Annotated in this window: 14 protein-coding genes and 1 pseudogene; 7 read left to right on the top strand and 8 right to left on the bottom strand. The window is 67.8% G+C overall.

All coding sequences use genetic code 11. From position 1 onward, the window contains the following. Positions 1 to 8 precede the first annotated feature (8 nt). The 3 genes from paaB to paaZ are packed head-to-tail and all read right to left on the bottom strand — an operon-like array spanning position 9 to position 3,258. On the bottom strand, positions 9 to 293 hold the full coding sequence (paaB, locus tag ATK36_RS09585; RefSeq protein ID WP_098510936.1) for a 1,2-phenylacetyl-CoA epoxidase subunit PaaB: 285 nt from the start codon (positions 291 to 293) through the stop codon (positions 9 to 11). Continuing rightward, on the bottom strand, positions 290 to 1,231 hold the full coding sequence (paaA, locus tag ATK36_RS09590) for a 1,2-phenylacetyl-CoA epoxidase subunit PaaA (protein WP_098510937.1): 942 nt from the start codon (positions 1,229 to 1,231) through the stop codon (positions 290 to 292). Before paaA ends, paaB begins: the two co-directional genes overlap by 4 nt. Next, on the bottom strand, positions 1,228 to 3,258 hold the full coding sequence (gene paaZ / locus ATK36_RS09595; protein WP_098510938.1) for a phenylacetic acid degradation bifunctional protein PaaZ: 2,031 nt from the start codon (positions 3,256 to 3,258) through the stop codon (positions 1,228 to 1,230). Before paaZ ends, paaA begins: the two co-directional genes overlap by 4 nt. 223 nt (positions 3,259 to 3,481) lie before the next feature. Here paaZ and paaI point away from each other — a divergent pair, with 223 nt between their 5' ends. The 4 genes from paaI to ATK36_RS09615 all read left to right on the top strand — a co-directional run bounded on the left by paaI (position 3,482) and on the right by ATK36_RS09615 (position 6,956). Continuing rightward, the gene (gene paaI, locus ATK36_RS09600) at positions 3,482 to 3,877 is read left to right on the top strand and encodes a hydroxyphenylacetyl-CoA thioesterase PaaI (RefSeq protein ID WP_098514755.1); all 396 of its coding nucleotides are present in this window, start codon (positions 3,482 to 3,484) and stop codon (positions 3,875 to 3,877) included. Then, the gene (gene paaK, locus ATK36_RS09605) at positions 3,874 to 5,157 is read left to right on the top strand and encodes a phenylacetate--CoA ligase PaaK (RefSeq protein WP_098510939.1); all 1,284 of its coding nucleotides are present in this window, start codon (positions 3,874 to 3,876) and stop codon (positions 5,155 to 5,157) included. The genes paaI and paaK overlap by 4 nt, the downstream gene beginning before the upstream one ends. Then, on the top strand, positions 5,154 to 5,747 hold the full coding sequence (locus ATK36_RS09610; RefSeq protein ID WP_098510940.1) for a TetR/AcrR family transcriptional regulator: 594 nt from the start codon (positions 5,154 to 5,156) through the stop codon (positions 5,745 to 5,747). The genes paaK and ATK36_RS09610 overlap by 4 nt, the downstream gene beginning before the upstream one ends. A 114-nt stretch (positions 5,748 to 5,861) precedes the next feature. Next, on the top strand, positions 5,862 to 6,956 hold the full coding sequence (locus ATK36_RS09615) for a winged helix DNA-binding domain-containing protein (RefSeq protein WP_245914550.1): 1,095 nt from the start codon (positions 5,862 to 5,864) through the stop codon (positions 6,954 to 6,956). Between the two features lie 61 nt (positions 6,957 to 7,017). On the opposite strand, the pseudogene ATK36_RS09620 reads toward ATK36_RS09615, so the two are convergent. Continuing rightward, a pseudogene (locus ATK36_RS09620) lies at positions 7,018 to 7,914 on the bottom strand (chitinase); the annotation flags it as partial. Positions 7,915 to 8,198: 284 nt separating this feature from the next. Here ATK36_RS09620 and ATK36_RS09625 point away from each other — a divergent pair. Beyond that, positions 8,199 to 10,577, top strand: coding sequence for a Tex family protein (locus ATK36_RS09625; RefSeq protein ID WP_098510943.1), 2,379 nt, complete (start codon positions 8,199 to 8,201; stop codon positions 10,575 to 10,577). A 103-nt stretch (positions 10,578 to 10,680) separates the two neighbouring features. Here ATK36_RS09625 and ATK36_RS09630 read toward each other — a convergent pair whose 3' ends face one another. Further along, positions 10,681 to 12,390: an acyl-CoA dehydrogenase family protein gene (locus ATK36_RS09630; protein WP_098510944.1), complete on the bottom strand. Its 1,710-nt coding sequence runs from the start codon at positions 12,388 to 12,390 to the stop codon at positions 10,681 to 10,683. 237 nt (positions 12,391 to 12,627) lie between these two features. Between ATK36_RS09630 and ATK36_RS09635 the strand changes: the two genes are divergently transcribed. After that, on the top strand, positions 12,628 to 14,124 hold the full coding sequence (locus ATK36_RS09635; RefSeq protein ID WP_098510945.1) for a DEAD/DEAH box helicase: 1,497 nt from the start codon (positions 12,628 to 12,630) through the stop codon (positions 14,122 to 14,124). 53 nt (positions 14,125 to 14,177) lie between these two features. Here the strand turns inward: ATK36_RS09635 and ATK36_RS09640 are convergent, their stop codons facing one another. Beyond that, the gene (locus ATK36_RS09640) at positions 14,178 to 14,489 is read right to left on the bottom strand and encodes a hypothetical protein (RefSeq protein WP_098510946.1); all 312 of its coding nucleotides are present in this window, start codon (positions 14,487 to 14,489) and stop codon (positions 14,178 to 14,180) included. 186 nt (positions 14,490 to 14,675) lie between these two features. On the opposite strand from ATK36_RS09640, the gene ATK36_RS09645 reads away from it, so the two are divergent. After that, positions 14,676 to 15,500 carry an HARBI1 family protein gene (locus ATK36_RS09645; RefSeq protein ID WP_098510904.1) on the top strand — a complete coding sequence of 275 codons (825 nt, stop codon included), beginning with the start codon at positions 14,676 to 14,678 and terminating at the stop codon, positions 15,498 to 15,500. Positions 15,501 to 15,883: 383 nt separating this feature from the next. On the opposite strand, the gene ATK36_RS09650 is transcribed toward ATK36_RS09645, so the two are convergent. Beyond that, positions 15,884 to 16,378: a hypothetical protein gene (locus ATK36_RS09650; protein ID WP_098510947.1), complete on the bottom strand. Its 495-nt coding sequence runs from the start codon at positions 16,376 to 16,378 to the stop codon at positions 15,884 to 15,886. Further along, a complete protein-coding gene (locus ATK36_RS09655; RefSeq protein ID WP_245915354.1) occupies positions 16,375 to 17,847 on the bottom strand; it encodes an ALF repeat-containing protein in 1,473 nt (490 codons plus the stop codon). Before ATK36_RS09655 ends, ATK36_RS09650 begins: the two co-directional genes overlap by 4 nt. Positions 17,848 to 17,850: the final 3 nt, after the last annotated feature.

Here is a 17,850-nt window from a genome sequence, read left to right on the forward strand (position 1 = left end):
GACACCCTTTACATGTGCGGGACGTTGTCGGGAATGTCGTAGAACGTCGGGTGCCGGTAGACCTTGTCCCCGCTGGGCGCGAAGAACGGATCCTTCTCGTCCGGCGAGGAGGCGGTGATGTCCGCCGCCTTCACCACCCAGATCGACACGCCTTCGTTGCGCCGGGTGTAGAGATCCCGCGCGTGGTGCAACGCCATCTCGTCGTCCGCCGCGTGCAGTGAACCCACGTGCACGTGGTTCAGACCACGCTTGCCTCGCACGAAAACCTCGTACAACGGCCAACCGTGCTTCATACCGAAACCTCTTCCTTCGCCGCGTGCGCGACGGCGGCCTCCCGCACCCAGGCGCCTTCCTCGTGCGCCCGGCGCCGGTGCGCGATCCGCTGCGCATTGCACGGACCATTGCCCTTCAGCACGTTCTTGAACTCGTCCCAGTCGAGAGCGCCGAAATCGTAGTGCTCCCGCGAAGCGTTCCAGCGCAGGTCCGGGTCCGGCAACCGCACGCCGAGCGCGTCGGCCTGCGGAACGGACATGTCGACGAAGCGCTGCCGCAGCTCGTCGTTGGTGTGCCGCTTGACCTTCCACGCCATGGACTGCGCGGTGTTCGGCGAATCCGCGTCCGGCGGGCCGAACATCATCAGCGACGGCCACCACCAGCGGTTCACCGCGTCCTGCACCATTTCCCGCTGCTGCCGCGTGCCCTTCATCATGGTCATCAGCAGCTCGTAGCCCTGCCGCTGGTGGAAGGACTCCTCCTTGCAGATCCGGATCATCGCCCGCGCGTACGGCCCATAGGACGAACGGCACAGCGGCACCTGGTTGCAGATCGCCGCGCCGTCCACGAGCCAGCCGATCACCCCGACGTCGGCGAAGGTCAGCGTCGGGTAGTTGAAGATCGAGGAGTACTTCTGGCCGCCGGTGATCAGCTTTTCGGTCAGCTCCGCCCGGTCGGTGCCCAGGGTTTCCGCCGCCGAGTACAGATACAGCCCGTGCCCGGCCTCGTCCTGCACCTTCGCCAGCAGGATCGCCTTGCGCCGCAAGGACGGCGCGCGGGTGATCCAGTTGCCCTCCGGCTGCATGCCGATGATCTCCGAATGCGCGTGCTGCGCGATCTGCCGGATCATCGTCTTGCGGTAGCCCTCGGGCACCCAGTCGCGCGGCTCCACGCGCTGGTCGCGTTCGATGGTGTGCTCGAAGTACGCTTCCAGTTCGGGTTCTGCACCAGCGGTCACGGCTGCTCCTTGGAGACGAGGGTGAGCACGTCGTACTTGGCGACCGACTCGCCGTCGGCGTTCGTCACGTCGGCGTCCCAGCGGACCTCGCCGTAGTCCTGGTCGATCCGCGGGGTGATCTGCTTGGCGGTGAGCGTCACGGTGAGCGAGTCGCCGACCTTCACCGGGGTCAGGAAACGCAGACTCTCCAGGCCGTAGTTGGCCAGCACCGGACCGGGCTCCGGCGAGACGAACAGCCCGGCCGCGAACGACACGACCAGGTAGCCGTGCGCCACGATCCCGCCGAACAGCGGGTTCGCCGCGGCCGCTTCGGGATCGGTGTGCGCGTAGAAGGTGTCCCCGGTGAACTCGGCAAAGTGGTCCACATCGGACTGTGTCACGGTGCGCGGACCCGCCGTCACGCTGTCGCCGATCCGCAGCTCCGCCAAGGACTTCCGGAACGGGTGCACGTCGTCTTCGAGGCGCGGCGCACCCGTGACCCAGCGACCGGAGACCGCGCTGAGCACCTTCGGGCTGCCCTGCACCGCAGTGCGCTGCATGTGGTGCAGCACACTGCGGATGCCGCCCATCTCCTCGCCGCCGCCGGCGCGCCCGGGTCCACCGTGGACCAGTTGCGGCATCGGCGAGCCGTGCCCGGTGGACTCCTTCGCGTCGTCGGAATCCAGCACCAGCAACCGGCCGTGGTACGGCGCGACGCCCAGCACGACCTCGCGCGCGAATTCCGGGTCGCCGGTGACGATCGACCCGGCGAGGCTGCCGCCGCCGCGCGCGGCCAGCTTGATGACCTGCTCGACAGAGGTGTAGGGCAGCAATGTGGACACTGGGCCGAACGCCTCGACCTCATGCGGTTCCGCCCGTTCGGGGTCGGCCTTGAGCAGCACCGGCGAGATGAACGCGCCCCTCGCCTCGTCGCCGTCCACCACGTCGACGTGATCCGGGTCGCCGAACACGATGCTGCCCGCGTCGAGCAGCGCCTTCAGCGAACGGCGTACCTCTTCGCGCTGCTCCAGGCTGGCCAGCGCGCCCATCCGGACGCCTTCGGCGCTCGGGTTGCCCACGGTCACCTTCGCCAGCCGCGCGCTCACCGCAGCGGCGACGTCGTCGAGCATCTCGGCGGGCACGAACGCGCGCCGGATCGCGGTGCACTTCTGCCCCGCCTTCACCGTCATCTCGGTGGCGAGCTGCTTCACGAAGAGGTCGAATTCCGGCGTCGACGGCCGCGCGTCCGGCGCGAGGATCGAGCAGTTCAGCGAGTCGGCTTCGGCGTTGAAGCGCACCGAGTTACGCACGATCGCCGGGTGCGCCCGCAGCTTCTGCGCGGTGGAGGCCGAACCGGTGAACGACACCAGATCCTGCGCCGTCACGTGGTCGAGCAGGTCGCCGACGCTGCCCGCGACGAACTGCACCGAGCCCTCGGGCAGGATGCCGGACTCGATGATCAGCTCGACCAGCCGCGCGGTCAGGTAGGCGGTCTGGCTCGCCGGTTTGATCAGGCTGGGCACCCCGGCGAGGAACGCGGGGGCGAGCTTCTCCAGCGGCCCCCACACCGGGAAGTTGAACGCGTTGATCTGGATCGCGACGCCGCGCAGTGGTGTGGCGATGTGCTGGGCGACGAACGTGCCGCCCTTGCTCAGCGGCTCCACCGCACCGTCGACGTACACCGTGTCGTTCGGCAGCTCGCGCTTGCCCTTCGAGCCGTAGCTGAACAGCACGCCGATGCCGCCGTCGATGTCGAACTTGGAGTCGCCCAGCGTGGCACCCGTCTTCGCGGACAGCGCGTACAGCTCTTCGCGGTGTTCACGCAGGTGCGAAGCGAGCGACTTCAGCAGCGCGGCCCGCTGGTGGAACGTCAGCTCACGCAGCGCCGGACCGCCGACGCTCCGGCCGTATTCCAGCGCGCCGGCGAAGTCGACGCCCTTCGACGAGATGCGCGCGACCTCCTCCCCGGTCGCCGCGTCGTGCAGCGGGGCCCCCTCTTCGGACGCCGTGTGCCAACCCCCGGAGACGTAGCTGCGGAGCAAACCCATGCCAACCCTCTCGCCGAATTACCAACCGGACGTTCAGTAATTCGCATGGTAGCGGCCCCGCGGCACCCCGACAAGCCTCGCCCAGCCGGACCAGGCCGGACGACGCTTGACAGCGCCGCGGGCAACTGCCTTTACTGAGTCACATCCTCTGGTTACCGGCCATTCGGTCAGTAAGTTGGACACAGGAGGTCACCGGACCGTGACACCCAACGCCGCGCACGCCATGTTCGAGGTCGACAAGGCGTCCCGCGCGCTCGGCATCAACCTGCGCGAAGCCGGCGAAGGCCGCGCCGTGGCCACGATGACGGTCACCGAGTCCATGGTCAACGGCCACGCGATCGCGCACGGCGGCTACGTGTTCCTGCTCGCCGACACCGCCTTCGCGTGCGCGTGCAATTCCCACGGACCCGTCACAGTCGCGTCCGGCGCGGAGATCTCCTTCGTCACGGCCGGACGGCTGGGCGACCATCTCGTGGCCACCGCCGTCGAGCGCACTCGCTACGGCCGCAACGGCATCTACGACGTCACCGTGCATCGGGAGACCCCCGAAGGGCCGGAGGTCGTCGCCGAGTTCCGCGGCCGCAGCCGCGTCATCGAGAAGTCACGGGAAAACGCATGAAGGACAGTGCCGAGAAGCTGAGCGCGGACGAACTGGCGGCCCTGCAGCTGGAGCGCCTGCAGTGGACGCTTCGGCACGCATACCACCACGTTCCGTTCTACCGCAGGAAGTTCGACGAAGCCGGGGTGCACCCGAAGGACTGTCACGAGCTGGCCGACCTCGCGAAGTTCCCGTTCACCACGAAAGCGGACCTGCGGGACAACTACCCGTTCGGCATGTTCGCCGTGCCGCAGAAGGACATCCGGCGACTGCACGCGTCCAGCGGCACCACCGGGAAACCGACGGTGGTCGGCTACACCGAGGACGACCTGGACGTGTGGGCGACCGTGATGGCCCGGTCCATCCGCGCGGCGGGCGGACGTCCGGGACACAAGCTGCACAATGCGTACGGTTACGGCCTGTTCACCGGCGGGCTCGGCGCGCACTACGGCGCGGAGAAGCTCGGCTGCACGGTGATCCCCGCGTCCGGCGGGATGACCGCACGGCAGGTCCAGCTGATCACCGACTTCCGGCCGGAGATCATCATGGTCACCCCGTCGTACATGCTGACTCTGCTGGACGAGTTCGAACGCCAGGGTGTCGACCCGCGAGCAAGCTCGCTGAAGGTCGGCATCTTCGGCGCGGAGCCGTGGACCGAGCAGATGCGCGCGGAGATCGAGGAGCGCTTCGCGATCGACGCGGTGGACATCTACGGCCTGTCCGAGGTGATGGGGCCGGGCGTCGCGCAGGAATGCGTGGAGACCAAGGACGGCCTGCACGTCTGGGAGGACCACTTCTTCCCCGAGGTGATCGACCCGTTCACCGAGGAAGTACTGCCCTCCGGCGTGCAGGGCGAGCTGCTGTTCACCTCGCTGACCAAGCAGGCGCTGCCGATCATCCGTTACCGCACCCGCGATCTGACCCGGCTGCTGCCGGGCACCGCGCGCCCGGCCTTCCGGCGGATGGAAAAGGTCACCGGACGCAGCGACGACCTGATCATCCTGCGCGGGGTGAACGTGTTCCCCACCCAGATCGAGGAGATCGTGCTGCGCACCGCCGCGCTCAGCCCGCACTTCCAGCTGGTGCGCACCACCCGTGGCCGGCTCGACCACCTCACCGTGCGAGTGGAGGCTCGGCACGACGCGGACGGCCAGGACCGCGCCACGGCCGCGGCGGCGCTGGTCGCGGGGGTCAAGGACGGGGTCGGGGTGAGCGTGTCGGTCGAGGTGGTGGACCCGGACACGCTGGAACGCTCGGCCGGTAAAATGCGCCGCGTGATCGACGACCGGGACCGCGGGTGACGACCTCGCCGGCGCGGCGCGGCCGGCCCGGCTACGACCTGGAATCGCTGCTGCAGGTCGCGGTGAAGCTGTTCAACGAGCGCGGCTACGACGGGACCAGCATGGAGGACCTGTCGCGCAAGCTGGGCATCACGAAGTCCGCGATCTACCACCACGTGCCCAGCAAGGAGGAACTCCTGCGGCTGGCCGTGGACCGGGCGCTCGACGGCCTGTTCGCGGTCGCGGACGAGACCGCTGCGCTGGAAGGCCCCGCGATCGAGCGGCTGGAACACCTGGTCCGCGGCAGCGTGCTGGTGCTGGCCGACCGGCTGCCGTTCGTCACGCTGCTGCTGCGCGTGCGCGGCAACACCAAGGTCGAACGTGCCGCGCTGGCCCGCCGCCGCGAGTTCGACCATCTGGTGACCGACCTGGTGAAACAGGCCTGCGCCGAGGGCGATGTCCGGCCCAGCCTCGATCCCGCGGTGGCCGCCCGGCTGCTGTTCGGCGCGGTCAACTCGCTCATCGAGTGGTACCGGCCGCGCCGCGATTCCCCGCCCACGGATCTCGCGGACGCGGTGTGCACGATGGCCTTCGAAGGGTTGCGCGGCTGAGGATGTTCCGACACCGCGGTGTCCATTTCGGACGCTGCATCCTGGACTGTCCACATGCGAAACCGGGGGCGGTCGAGGACCGGAGCTGTCCGCATTACCGTTTACGCTCGTCTCGTGCACCTCTCCTACCGAGTCCTGAACCGCGCCACGCTCGACCGGCAGCTCCTGCTGCGCAGGGCCAAGATGCCCGCGCTCGACGCCGTCCGGCACCTGGCCGGATTGCAAGCCCAGGCACCATTCCCGCCGTACTACGCGCTGTGGACCCGGCTGCACGGCTTCCGCCCGGACGACCTGGCCCGGTTGCTGCTCGACCGCCGCGTCGTGCGGATCGCGTTGATGCGCGGCACCGTCCACCTGGTCACGGCCGAAGACGCGCTCGCGTGGCGTCCGCTGGTGCAGACGGTGATGACACGCGCCCTTGCCGCGGACAGCCAGCACAAGGTCCCGCTGTCCCGCGTCGACCACGCTCTCGTGACGAAAGCCGCGGTCGAGCTGCTCGCGGAGCGGCCGTATTCGAGTGCCGAACTCGGTGCAGCGCTGGCCGAGCGGTTCCCGGACGCGCCCGCGGGCGCACACACGCACCTGGTCCGCAACGGGCTCCCGCTCGTCCAGCTGCCGCCACGCGGGGTGTGGGGCAAAGCCGGGCAGCCGACGTACCAGCACGCCTCGCACTGGCTCCACGCCGTGGCCGCACCGGCGCCCGATCCGGCCGCACTCGTGCGCCGCTACCTCGCCGCGTTCGGCCCGGCCATCATCGCCGATGTGCAGACCTGGTCCGGGCTCACCAAGCTGAGCGAAGTCGTCGAGCCGATGGACCTGCGCACCTACCGCGATCCGGAACAACGGGTGCTCTACGACCTGCCCGAAGCGACCCTGCCGGACGAGGACACCCCGGCGCCGCCACGACTGCTCGGCCCGTTCGACCAGACGGTGCTCTCCTACGCCGACCGCACGCGGGTGCTCCCGGAGGCCCACCGCAAACGTTTGATCACCCAGAACGGCCTGGTCAAAGGCGCCCTGCTGGTCGGCGGCCACGTGGGCGGCACCTGGGAAACCGCCACCGCACGTGGGCTCGCCACGCTGCGGCTGACCGCGTTCGACCGGCTCCCGAAACGCGACGTCGCCGCCCTGGAAAGCGCCGGACGGCGGCTGCTGGCCTGGGCCGAGCCCGAGCTGGAGCACCAGGTCGCCTGGGCAGAAGGGCTGTGAAGGGGCCCTTCACGGACTCAGAGTCCGTGAAGGGCCCCTTCACAGCGGGTCACCGAGCGGACTAGGACAGCCCGCCCAAGCCGGCGGAGACCGTGTTCGCGAACCCGTAGCCGGATGCGGCGTCCCAGTTGATCGACCAGGTCATCGCACCCCGCACGCCCGGATAGGAAGCGTCCGGTTTGTACGAACCGCAGTCATTGCCCTTGGCGAGGCAGTTCAGCGCGGACACCACGTTCTTCGGGTCCTGGTAGCCGCCGCCTGCCGCGGAACCGGTCGCGGGCAGGCCGAGCGCCACCTGATCGTCCCGCAGCCCGCCCTTGAGCTGTATGCAGGCCAGCCCGGTCAGGAAATCGACGCTGCCCTGGGCATAGGTCTTCCCGTCGCAGCCGTTCATCGAGCCGGAGTTGTAGTACTGCATGTTGACCACCGTCAGAATGTCCTTGACGGCCAGCGCCAGCTGGAAATAGCCGGCCTGAGTGGACTGCATGTCGATGGTCTGCGGAGCCATGGTGAGCACCGACCCGCCACCGTCGTGAATGGCGTGCAGTGCCTGGCCCATGTACTGCGCGTTGATGCCGTTCTCCAGGTCGATGTCGACACCGTCGAAGCCGTACTGGGAGATCAGCGACTTGATCGAACCGGCGAAGGCGTCCGCGGACGCCGAATCGCCCACGCTGACCGCGCCGTTCTGGCCGCCGACCGAGATCACCACCTTCTGACCCCGGGACTGCAGGGTCTTGATATCGGCACGGAACTGGTCGTCGGTGTACCCGCCGACCGCCGCGGACAGGCCCGGATCGAGCGTGAAGCCCACTTCACCGGGTTTGGCGGTCGCGTCGGCGAAGGCCACCGCGACGATGTTGTATTTGTCCGGGACATCGGCGAGCTTCAGCGCCTTCGCGCCGTTCACGAAGTTCTGCCAGTACCCGGTCAGTGTGTGTTTGGGCAGATCCGCTCTCGGCGCGGCCGCCGAAGCGCTGCCGCCGGCCACCACGACACCGAAAACCGCGGCGAGGATGGCCAGCAGGGACAAGAACACCGGCTTGCGCCGGGGGGACCGTTCTGGGGACAACGGGAAGCACCTCCGCAACAGTGGGGAAGATCGCTCCAAGGTGGACTAGACCAATCTCGATGTCAACCCCCCACCGGTCCCGCGTTGGCAGGGGGCATCCGCGACGCCGGAGTCCCGAGGCGGCAGAATGCAGGCTCGGAGCAAAGCGGGACGAAGGCAGGAGCCGGGTAGTGAGCGTGCAGTCGGTCGAACAGCGGATCGCCGAAGAGCTGGGGGTGCGCGAAGGACAGGTCAAGGCCGCCGTCGGTCTCCTCGACGAGGGGTCGACCGTGCCGTTCATCGCCCGGTATCGCAAGGAAGTCACCGGGATGCTCGACGACGCGCAGCTGCGCACGCTCGAGGAGCGGCTGCGCTATCTGCGCGAGCTGGACGAGCGGCGGGTCGCCGTGCTGGAATCGATCCGCGGCCAGGGCAAGCTGGACGAGGCGCTGGAGGCGCAGATCCTCGCCGCGGACACCAAGTCCCGGCTGGAGGACATCTACCTGCCCTACAAGCCGAAGCGGCGGACCAAGGCACAGATCGCCCGCGAGGCCGGGCTGGAACCGCTGGCCGACGGCCTGCTGAACGACCCGTCCACCGATCCGCAGGCGGCCGCCGCGGTATTCGTGGACGCGGACAAGGGCGTCGCGGACGCGCAGGCCGCGCTGGACGGGGCACGCTCGATCCTGGTCGAGCGGTTCGCCGAGGACGCCGACCTGATCGGCGAGCTGCGCGAGAAGATGTGGACCGAGGGGCATCTGGCCTCGAAGGTCCGTGCGGGCAAGGAGACCGACGGCGCGAAGTTCGCCGACTACTTCGAGTTCTCCGAGCCGTACACGAAGCTCCCTTCGCACCGGATCCTCGCGATGCTGCGTGGCGAGAAGGAAGAAATTCTCGACCTGTCCATGGAGGCCGCGGAGCCTTCCTCGCCCGCCGGCGACGGAGGCACGAGCACAGCGGAGCCGCGGGTCGGACCAACCGACTACGAGCAGCGCATCGCCGCCCGGTTCGGCATCGCCCAGCAGGGCCGCCCAGGAGACAAGTGGCTCGGCGACACCGTGCGCTGGGCCTGGCGCACGAAAATCCTGCTGCACCTGGGCATCGACCTGCGGATGCGGCTGCGTCAGTCGGCCGAGGACGACGCCGTGCGCGTGTTCGCCGCGAACCTGCGTGACCTGCTGCTGGCCGCGCCCGCGGGGACCCGCGCGACGATGGGTCTCGACCCGGGTTTCCGCACCGGTGTGAAGGTGGCCGTGGTCGACGCGACCGGCAAGGTCGTGGGCACCCACGTGATCTACCCCCACCAGCCGGCGAACAAGTGGGACGCCTCGATCGCCGAGCTGGCCGCGCTGTCGGCGAAGCACCAGGTCGACCTGATCTCGATCGGCAACGGCACGGCCTCACGGGAGACCGACAAACTCGCCGGCGAGCTGATCAAGAAGCACCCCGAGCTGAAGCTGACCAAGGCCGTGGTGTCCGAAGCGGGCGCGTCGGTGTATTCGGCTTCGGCGTTCGCTTCGCAGGAGCTGCCGGATATGGACGTGTCGCTGCGGGGCGCGGTCTCCATCGCGCGCCGGCTGCAGGATCCGCTGGCCGAGCTGGTGAAGATCGACCCGAAGTCGATCGGTGTCGGCCAATATCAGCACGACCTGCCGGAGACCTCGCTGTCGCGCTCGCTGGACGCGGTGGTGGAAGACTGTGTGAACGCGGTCGGGGTGGACGTGAACACCGCGTCGGCGCCGCTGCTGACCCGCGTCTCCGGCATCACGACTTCGCTGGCCGAGAACATCGTCGCGCACCGCGACGGCAACGGCCCGTTCCGCAGCCGCGACGCGCTCAAGGGCGTCGCGCGGCTCGGCCCGAAGGCGTTCGAGCAGTGCGCGGGCTTCCTACGCATCCCGGACGGCGACGACCCGCTCGACGCGTCGTCGGTGCACCCGGAGGCCTACCCGGTGGTGCGGCGGATCGTCGACCACACCGGCAGCGGCATCCGCGAGCTGATCGGCAACGCGCGCACGCTGCAGAAGCTGCAGCCGAAGCAGTTCGTGGACGACACTTTCGGCCTGCCGACGGTCACCGACATCCTCGCCGAACTGGAGAAGCCGGGCCGCGACCCGCGTCCGGCGTTCAAGACCGCGACCTTCGCCGAGGGCGTGGACAAGATCTCCGACCTCAAGCCGGGGATGCGGCTGGAGGGCGTGGTCACCAACGTGGCCGCCTTCGGCGCGTTCATCGACGTCGGCGTGCACCAGGACGGCCTCGCGCACGTCTCGGCGCTGTCCAAGAACTTCGTGAAGGACCCGCGCGACGTGGTGAAGCCGGGTGACATCGTGAAGGTCAAGGTGCTCGACGTCGACGTGCCGCGCAAGCGGATCTCGCTGACCCTGCGGCTGGACGACGAGCCCGGGGCCTCCTCCACCGGGGACCGCCGCGGCGGCGGCCGGGACCGTGGCCAGAGTGGTCAGGGCGGCGGTCAGCGGCGCACCCAGCAGAACCGCGGCGGCGGTAACCGGCGGGACTCCGGCGGCGCCATGGCGGACGCCTTACGGCGCGCCGGTTTCGGCAACTAAGCGGGGAACCTCCCGGAAGGCTGTGAAGGGGCCCTTCACGGACTCTGAGTCCGTGAAGGGCCCCTTCACAGATTTGGTCGGGAGCCGGCGGAAAAGCCGAGGGTCAGGGATTCATCTCGTACGCGCCGGAAAGCGCACGCACCTGCTCCCACACCCGGGCGAACCGCTCGTCGTCCACGATCGGCTTGCGCACGGCCGCCAGCGCGAGTTCCTGCTGCTTGTCCGTGGAGCCGGGCTTGCCGTGCAGATCCACCGCCGCCGCGCTGAAATCCTGCACCAGCACGGCGAAAAGCTGGTCGAGCACGTCGTCCTCGATGCCGGTCAGCTCGGCCTGTTCCAGAATCAGCTGGCCGTAGACCACGAGCGTGAACAGCTCCGTGAGCGCGAGCCCGAAGTCGAGATCGGCCTGCTGCGCCTCGTCCGGGGCGGCCTCGGCGAGGAGGCGGACGAGCCGCCGCGCTTGTTCGGTGAAGCAGGCGACGTTCGGGATTCGCGACGCCTTCTCGTAGGCCGGTTTCCAGTCGTGGAAACGGATCTTCGCCAGGCCGCGCGCCGCGCCCTGGCGGAAGAGGAACCCGTCGTCCGCCGCGTCGTCGCGGGTCGGCACCGGCGGGTATTCCTGCGGGGAGAACAGGTAGGCCGGCATGAACTTCGCGATCAACGCGAGGTTCACCGCGACCGTACCCTCCAGCTTGGGCAGGCCGTCGATGTCGTTCTTGGCCATCGCGAGATAGGTGTCCGCCTCGAAACCCTTGGCCGCCACCACATCCGCGACCAGACCGATCACCTTGCGCGCCTCGGTGGTCACCTTCATCTTGGTGATCGGGTTGTACAGCAGGTAACGGCGGTCTTCCTGGTTCGCCGAGCGGAAGTAGTCCACCGCACGGCCGGAGAACAGCTTCATCCCGGCCAGCCGCACGTACGCCTCCACGAATTGGCGGCGGACGTGCGGGAAATCGGTCACCGGGTGGCCGTAGAGGATCCGGTTGCAGGCGTGCGTGATCGCCTCGTACAGCGAATGCGTGGCCATCCCGATGCCGCCGAAACACAGGTTGAACTTGCCGATGTTGACCGTGTTGAGGGCAGCGCTGAACGCCTCGGCGCCGGTGTGCAGGATGTCCTGCTCCCGCACCGGATAGTCCTCCAGCCGAAACTCGGCGACGAACATCTGCGAGGGCACCACGTTCTTCACCACGTGGTAGTTCGGGCGCGCCGAGTCGGCGTAGAAGAAGACGTACTGGTCCGGCCCTGCCACGCCGTCGATCCGGCCGAACACCGACACCGTCCGCGCACAGTTGCCGTTGCCGATGTAGTACTTCGACCCGGTGGCGCGGTAGCCGCCCGCGCCGTCCGGGGTGAGCACCAGATCCGACGAGTAGATGTCCGCGCCGTGGTGCTTTTCGGACAGTCCGAACGCACCGGCGCCACCCGCGTCGAGTGCCTCCGCGGCACGAGCGCGGGCGGCGCCGTTCGCGCTCTGCCAGACCGGGCCGAGGCCGAGGATGGTGACCTGCCAGGGATACCAGTAGTTGAGCCCGTAGAAGCCGAGGATCTCCGAGAGCGCGGCGATCCGGCTGGTGTCCCAGCGTTTGGCCGGGTCCCCCGCGGCGTCCGGCGCAGGTGTGAGGAAGGTGGCGAACAGTCGTTCTTTCCCGGCGAACGCCAGGAAATCGGCGTAGAAGGTGCGCGCGTGGTAGTCCTCGGCGAGCTTGGCCTTGCCCCGCGATTCGAACCAGTCGATCGTGGCACGCAGCAGCCGCCGGGTCTCGTGATCGAACCGCTGCGGGTCGTACGCGTGCGGATTCAGCAGCATCGTGAGGCCCTCCTCCGTCATTACCGACCGGTAACTTAGCAAGCGGGGCCGGATGCGGGCAAACTCACGCGCGGGCTGATCCGGTGCCAGGGTAGACTGGTTTCTGCGGTCCGCTCAGTTCTGCCTCGGGCCGTTGTTGTCGGCTACCACGCGCCGCGGCCACCTCGTCCGCGCCGGGCAGGACGACCCCTTCTCAGGTATGGAGAGAGCAGGGCACCCCGTGTGCCCGCAGTACTGATGACTACTTTTACTGAACTCGGCCTGCCCGCCCCCCTGGTGGACGCGCTGGCCCGGCAGGGCGTGACCGAGCCGTTCCCGATCCAGGCCGCCACCCTGCCGCACACCCTGACCGGCCGCGACGTGCTCGGCCGGGGCCGCACCGGCTCCGGCAAGACCTATGGGTTCGTGCTGCCCGTGCTGGCCCGGCTGGCCGCGGGGCCGACCCGCCGCCGCCCCGGCCGTCCGCGTGCGCTGATCCTGGCGCCGACGCGGGAGCTGGCCACCCAGATCGAGGCCTCGATCCTGCCGCTGGGCAAGGCGCTGGGACTCAAGACCACGACGATCTTCGGCGGGGTGAGCGCGCACCCGCAGATCACCAAGCTGCGCGACGGCGTGGACATCGTGGTCGCCTGCCCCGGCCGGCTGGCCGATCACATGCGCTCCGGCGAGGTGAAGCTCGACCGGATCGAGATCACCGTGCTGGACGAGGCCGATCACATGGCCGACCTCGGCTTCCTGCCCGAGGTCCGGCGGATCCTGGCCGCCACCCCCGAGCGTGGCCAGCGGCTGCTGTTCTCGGCCACCCTCGACGGCGGCATCGACGTGCTGGTCAAGCAGTTCCTGCACGATCCGGTGCTGCACAGCGTCGACTCGGCCCAGTCCCCGGTGGCGACGATGACCCACCACGTGCTGCACCTGGAGGAGACGCATCGGCTCCCGGTGCTCGTCGACCTGACCGCGGCGCCGGGCCGCACCCTGGTCTTCACCCGCACCAAGCACCGGGCGAAGGCGCTGACCAGGAAGCTGGTCGCGCAGGGCGTGCCCGCCGTGGAGCTGCACGGCAACCTGGGCCAGAACGCCCGCACCCGGAACCTGACCGCGTTCTCGTCGGGCACCGCCCGCACCCTGGTCGCCACCGACATCGCCGCCCGCGGCATCCACGTGGACGACGTGGCCCTGGTGATCCACGCCGACCCGCCGGTGGAGCACAAGGCCTACCTGCACCGTTCCGGCCGCACAGCCCGCGCCGGCGCGTCCGGCACCGTGGTCACCCTGATGACCGATGCCCAGGTCGCCGACGTCCGCGCGCTGACCCGCAAGGCCGGAATCAAGCCAACCACCACGCGGATCGGCCCCGCACACCCCCTGCTGGCCGAGCTGGCTCCGGGCGAGCGAACGTTCGACACCTCACCGCGGCGGCCGGTGGTGGACAACCGCCCTTCGAAGGTGACCGCCTCCGGAGCCGCACCCGGCGCCGGGCGGGGCCGTGGGCGCGGCAAACCGACGGAGAACCGGGGCGGACAGGCGGCTCGGGCGAATGCCCGGTCCCGGCGGTCGGGTGAGCGCGAGGGGAACCCGGCCGGCGGGCAGTCCGACCGGCGGGCAGGCAGCCAGCGCAGCCGCAACCAGGCGGAGGCGCCACGTTCGACTCGCACTGGCAATCGCTCGGCGAGGTCTTCCGCCGGAGGCTCTCGCCGGGGTGGGGCCGGTTCGTCCGAGCGCCGCGGTCGTTGAGTGTGCAGCCTCTTCCCCGGGATTGCTGCTCCGGGGAAGAGGCTGCACCGTGTTCAGCTCTCGTTGTACACCGGCTCGACGTAGAGCGGGTCATCGTCTGCGCGAACATACAGAGCGCGCAGCAAGAGCCCTTGCGCGAATTCGGCCGGCTCAGTCTCGAGGACCCCGGTCAGGCCGTACGGACCATCGCGGAACTCGAACCCGTGCTCGCTGACCCCGAACTGGGTAGCCAGCCGATCCGCCGCACGACGCAACTCATGCCCGGGCTCAGCGCCCTCGGCAACCGGCGACGCCGACAACAGGGCGACCTCGCAGAATCCGACGCCTCCGCCAGGCGCGACGACGCGAACGCGCGATGCCTGCATCCGTTCCGCAATCGGCAGGCAGTGAGGCTTTCCGGGTAAGCATCTGTGACGCTGGGTGACAGCCTGGGTGTGGTCGTTGCTGGCGGTGGTGACACGCCGAAGTTGTTGTGGTGCAACGTAAAGACGCGGAACCTCGGTATGAATTTGGTCCTACCACAGATCAACTTCATAGAGGTTCCGCGCCTGATGAGTGTGTCATACACCGCGACCTTGCCGGTACGCGACCAGACCGTGCTGTACCTGTCGAGCCTGTTGCACGCCGAACGGGTGCGGCGCGGTACCCGCAAAGATCGCCGGGTTCTGACGACGTTCAAGCAGGCGGTCTTGGTGCTGCGCTGGTTTCTCGACGGCACTCGCGTCAAGCAGCTCGCCGTCGACAACGCGATCGGCAAGTCCACCGTGTACACCTATCTCGAGGAGGGGTTCACGGTGCTCGCCGCCCAGGCACCCGCGCTCGAGTCAGCGTTACTGGCGGCGAAAATGGCCGGGCACAGCCACATTTCCATCGACGGCACCCTGATCGAGACCGACCGGGTCCGCACCCCCGGACCCACCGACGGGGTGGACCTGTGGTGGTCGGGCAAACACTCCAATCATGGCGGCAACATCCAGGTCATCACCGCCCCCGACGGCTGGCCCCTGTGGACCTCCGACGTGCGGCCGGGCCGCGAGCACGACACCACCGCACTGCGCGAACACCCCGAGATCCTGCCCGCCCTGGCCACCTGGATCGCCGAGAACACGCCCGCCCTGGGCGACCTGGGCTACGAAGGTGAAGCCGACACCATCACCGTCGCGTTCAAAAAACCGAAAGGCGGCGAACTCACCAAGGAACAGAAGACCCACAACAAAGCCCACAACGGGAAACGAGCGATCGGCGAACGCGGAAACTCCTTGCTGAAGACCACGTTCAAGGCGCTGCTCAACATCAGCCTCTGTCCATGGAAGATCGGCACCATCGTCGCAGCCGCCCTCGTCATCCTCCACATCGAGCACGACCGCACAACATGATCACCCACAGCGACCAACCGTTACCCGGAAAAGCTCACTGAGCTAATGCCGCGCTCACCCCAGCTTCCAAGGCCCGCAGGTGAGCCCGGGAAATGACATCCTGATCCTGCCGCGCAGTGAAATCTAATCGAGTGACATAGCCGGACTCTTCAACTTCTGGCACACCGAGTTTTGTCACATACAACGCCTCGATATCCGAGCGGTCGATGAGCCTCTGCGACGTCCTCCACACAGGCGTCGTCCGTCGAAGTGAGGTCGAAATCAGAGCACAGAACCCAAGAGTGCCCCTGGGCTACGAACATTCCGGACCGTCCCGCACCCGGGCGATCGCAAGCACGAGACGCCTCATTAATGTCGGTCGAGCTGCGCAACCCCAGCTGCTATTAAGGTTTTCCCATCTCACTCATTCTTTTCTCTGATTCCACCCCCAAGTACCGCCACATTTCTCGAAGACGGGGTTCGCCTGCCTGCTCGGCTAAATTGTGCATCGTTTCGAACATACTCATCCTCATATGCAAGACATCTTGATCATTGCAAGCTTTCTGCCCTGCACAGAGAATCTCTTCGAGATAGCAGAAAATGTTGCGCCGAGCATCATCGTCGAACTGATCCCAGGATTGCACCAGAACACGAGCCAACTCTGCGACCCGCAGATAGAGCGGGAGCGGATGTGCCAACTGCCAACCTCGCTGACGCTCCAGAGCCTCCTCGTCGAGTGGCTCCCAAGTCGGGTCACGGAACGGAGGCCGGTGCCAGTCCGCCACGGTCTTCCGGTCAGCATCGGCCAGGAGCGGGTGGAGCCCAAGCAACTCAGGCAGCCATGCCGGCTCAGGCTCCACCGCATAAACTGACTGCTCGCCGTCGTCGTCGATTTTCATTCTCCCACCGCATCCTTGAGGTCCCTTAATACATTCCTGACAACTTGGGCATCATGGTCGAGTTCCGAATCACGGTTCTTCAACCATTTTTCCAGCCCGACTATGTAGTTTTTCGCTTTTGTTACATGATCCGCTCCCTTTATCTGGATACCCCATTTCCCAAGAGCTCTTTCGGCTCGTGCGGCCGCAGCCGTGCTGCCGTTTGCGAATCCCGCGTTTGACCTCCATAGATTATCTATCATACGCGCCAGATCCGGGTCGTTCACAAAGGGCTTAGACATTTCAGTGCCGAGAATCTCGGTCATTTGCCGATAGAGGGCACTATTCGCTGGACCGAGGGCCTCGGGCAGGGATCCTCGAGCGATCACGCCACCCGTTCCCCGAAAGATCTTTCCCAGGAAGTTCCCAAATCCCATCTCCTTGTAGATAATGGGGCGGTCAGGAAATGGAAGGGTGGCGATCAGGTCAGGACCGCACGCCGCAGGTCGTTCGGCGCAGTACTCGGCCAGCAGGTATTTCGCGCCCTGGAGGCCTTCCGGTAAAGCTGACCATCGGACGTTCAAGTCGGTGACCCAAATGTCAAAATCGTGGGCGAGACCGTCACAAGATCCAGTACCGAGCTTGTTCTTGCTCGGCAACTGCACGCCGTTGAGATAACAGACGCCGTCCAACCTCAGCACATAGGTGCCGGACTCATACTGGTTGATCCCCAGCCCGCCACTGCGGTCGGAGCCGTTGGGAACGGAATGCGCCTGCTCAGCCTGGTACTTCCCGAGAAACGCCTGGATCGCCTCGGAAGCGGCCCTCCGGGCATCGGCGGCGTCTTTTCCGGCGTCGAGTGCTGCGCGACGTGCGCGGTCCGCCGCGGCTGCTGCGGACGCCGCCGCGGACCGTGCCTGAGCTGCGGATGCAGCGGCCTGCTGAGCAGCGTTTGCCGCGGTCTTGGCGTCCGCGGTGGCTCGGGCGGCGGCGTTGCGCGCAATCCGTGCGGACTCGGCGGCCGCTGCGGCCGATTTGCCGGCGGCGTCGGCAGAGCGTGCGGCATCGGCGGCGTAGCCTCGGGCGCGGTCGGCTGACTGGCGTGCTCGTTCGGCGTATCCGGCGGCTTCCTGGGCAGCGTGCCGGGCGACCGCGGCGGCCTGGGCGGCTTCGGCGGCCTGCTGCTGGGCAAGCGCGGCGGACTGGGAGGCGTCGGCAACGAGCCGGTCGATGCTCGCATGGTGGGCATCACGCGCCTGGTCCCGCAGGCGAGCGCGGTACTGCCCAGTGGCGAGGAAGTCGTGACGCATCTGCGGAGTGCCGTCGAGCGCGATCTGCGCGTCGGTCTTGACTTCGGGTCCGCCTGCGGCCATGACCTGGGTTGTCTGCAGGTCGTCATCGGTTTCACGCGCGCGGTATTGGCCGTGCCGGAGGAACTCGGTCACAGCTGCCTGATCACCGTCGAGAGCCTTGCTCGCAGCCTCTTTCATGAC

Source organism: Amycolatopsis sulphurea (assembly GCF_002564045.1).
Classification (GTDB): Bacteria; Actinomycetota; Actinomycetes; order Mycobacteriales; family Pseudonocardiaceae; genus Amycolatopsis; species Amycolatopsis sulphurea.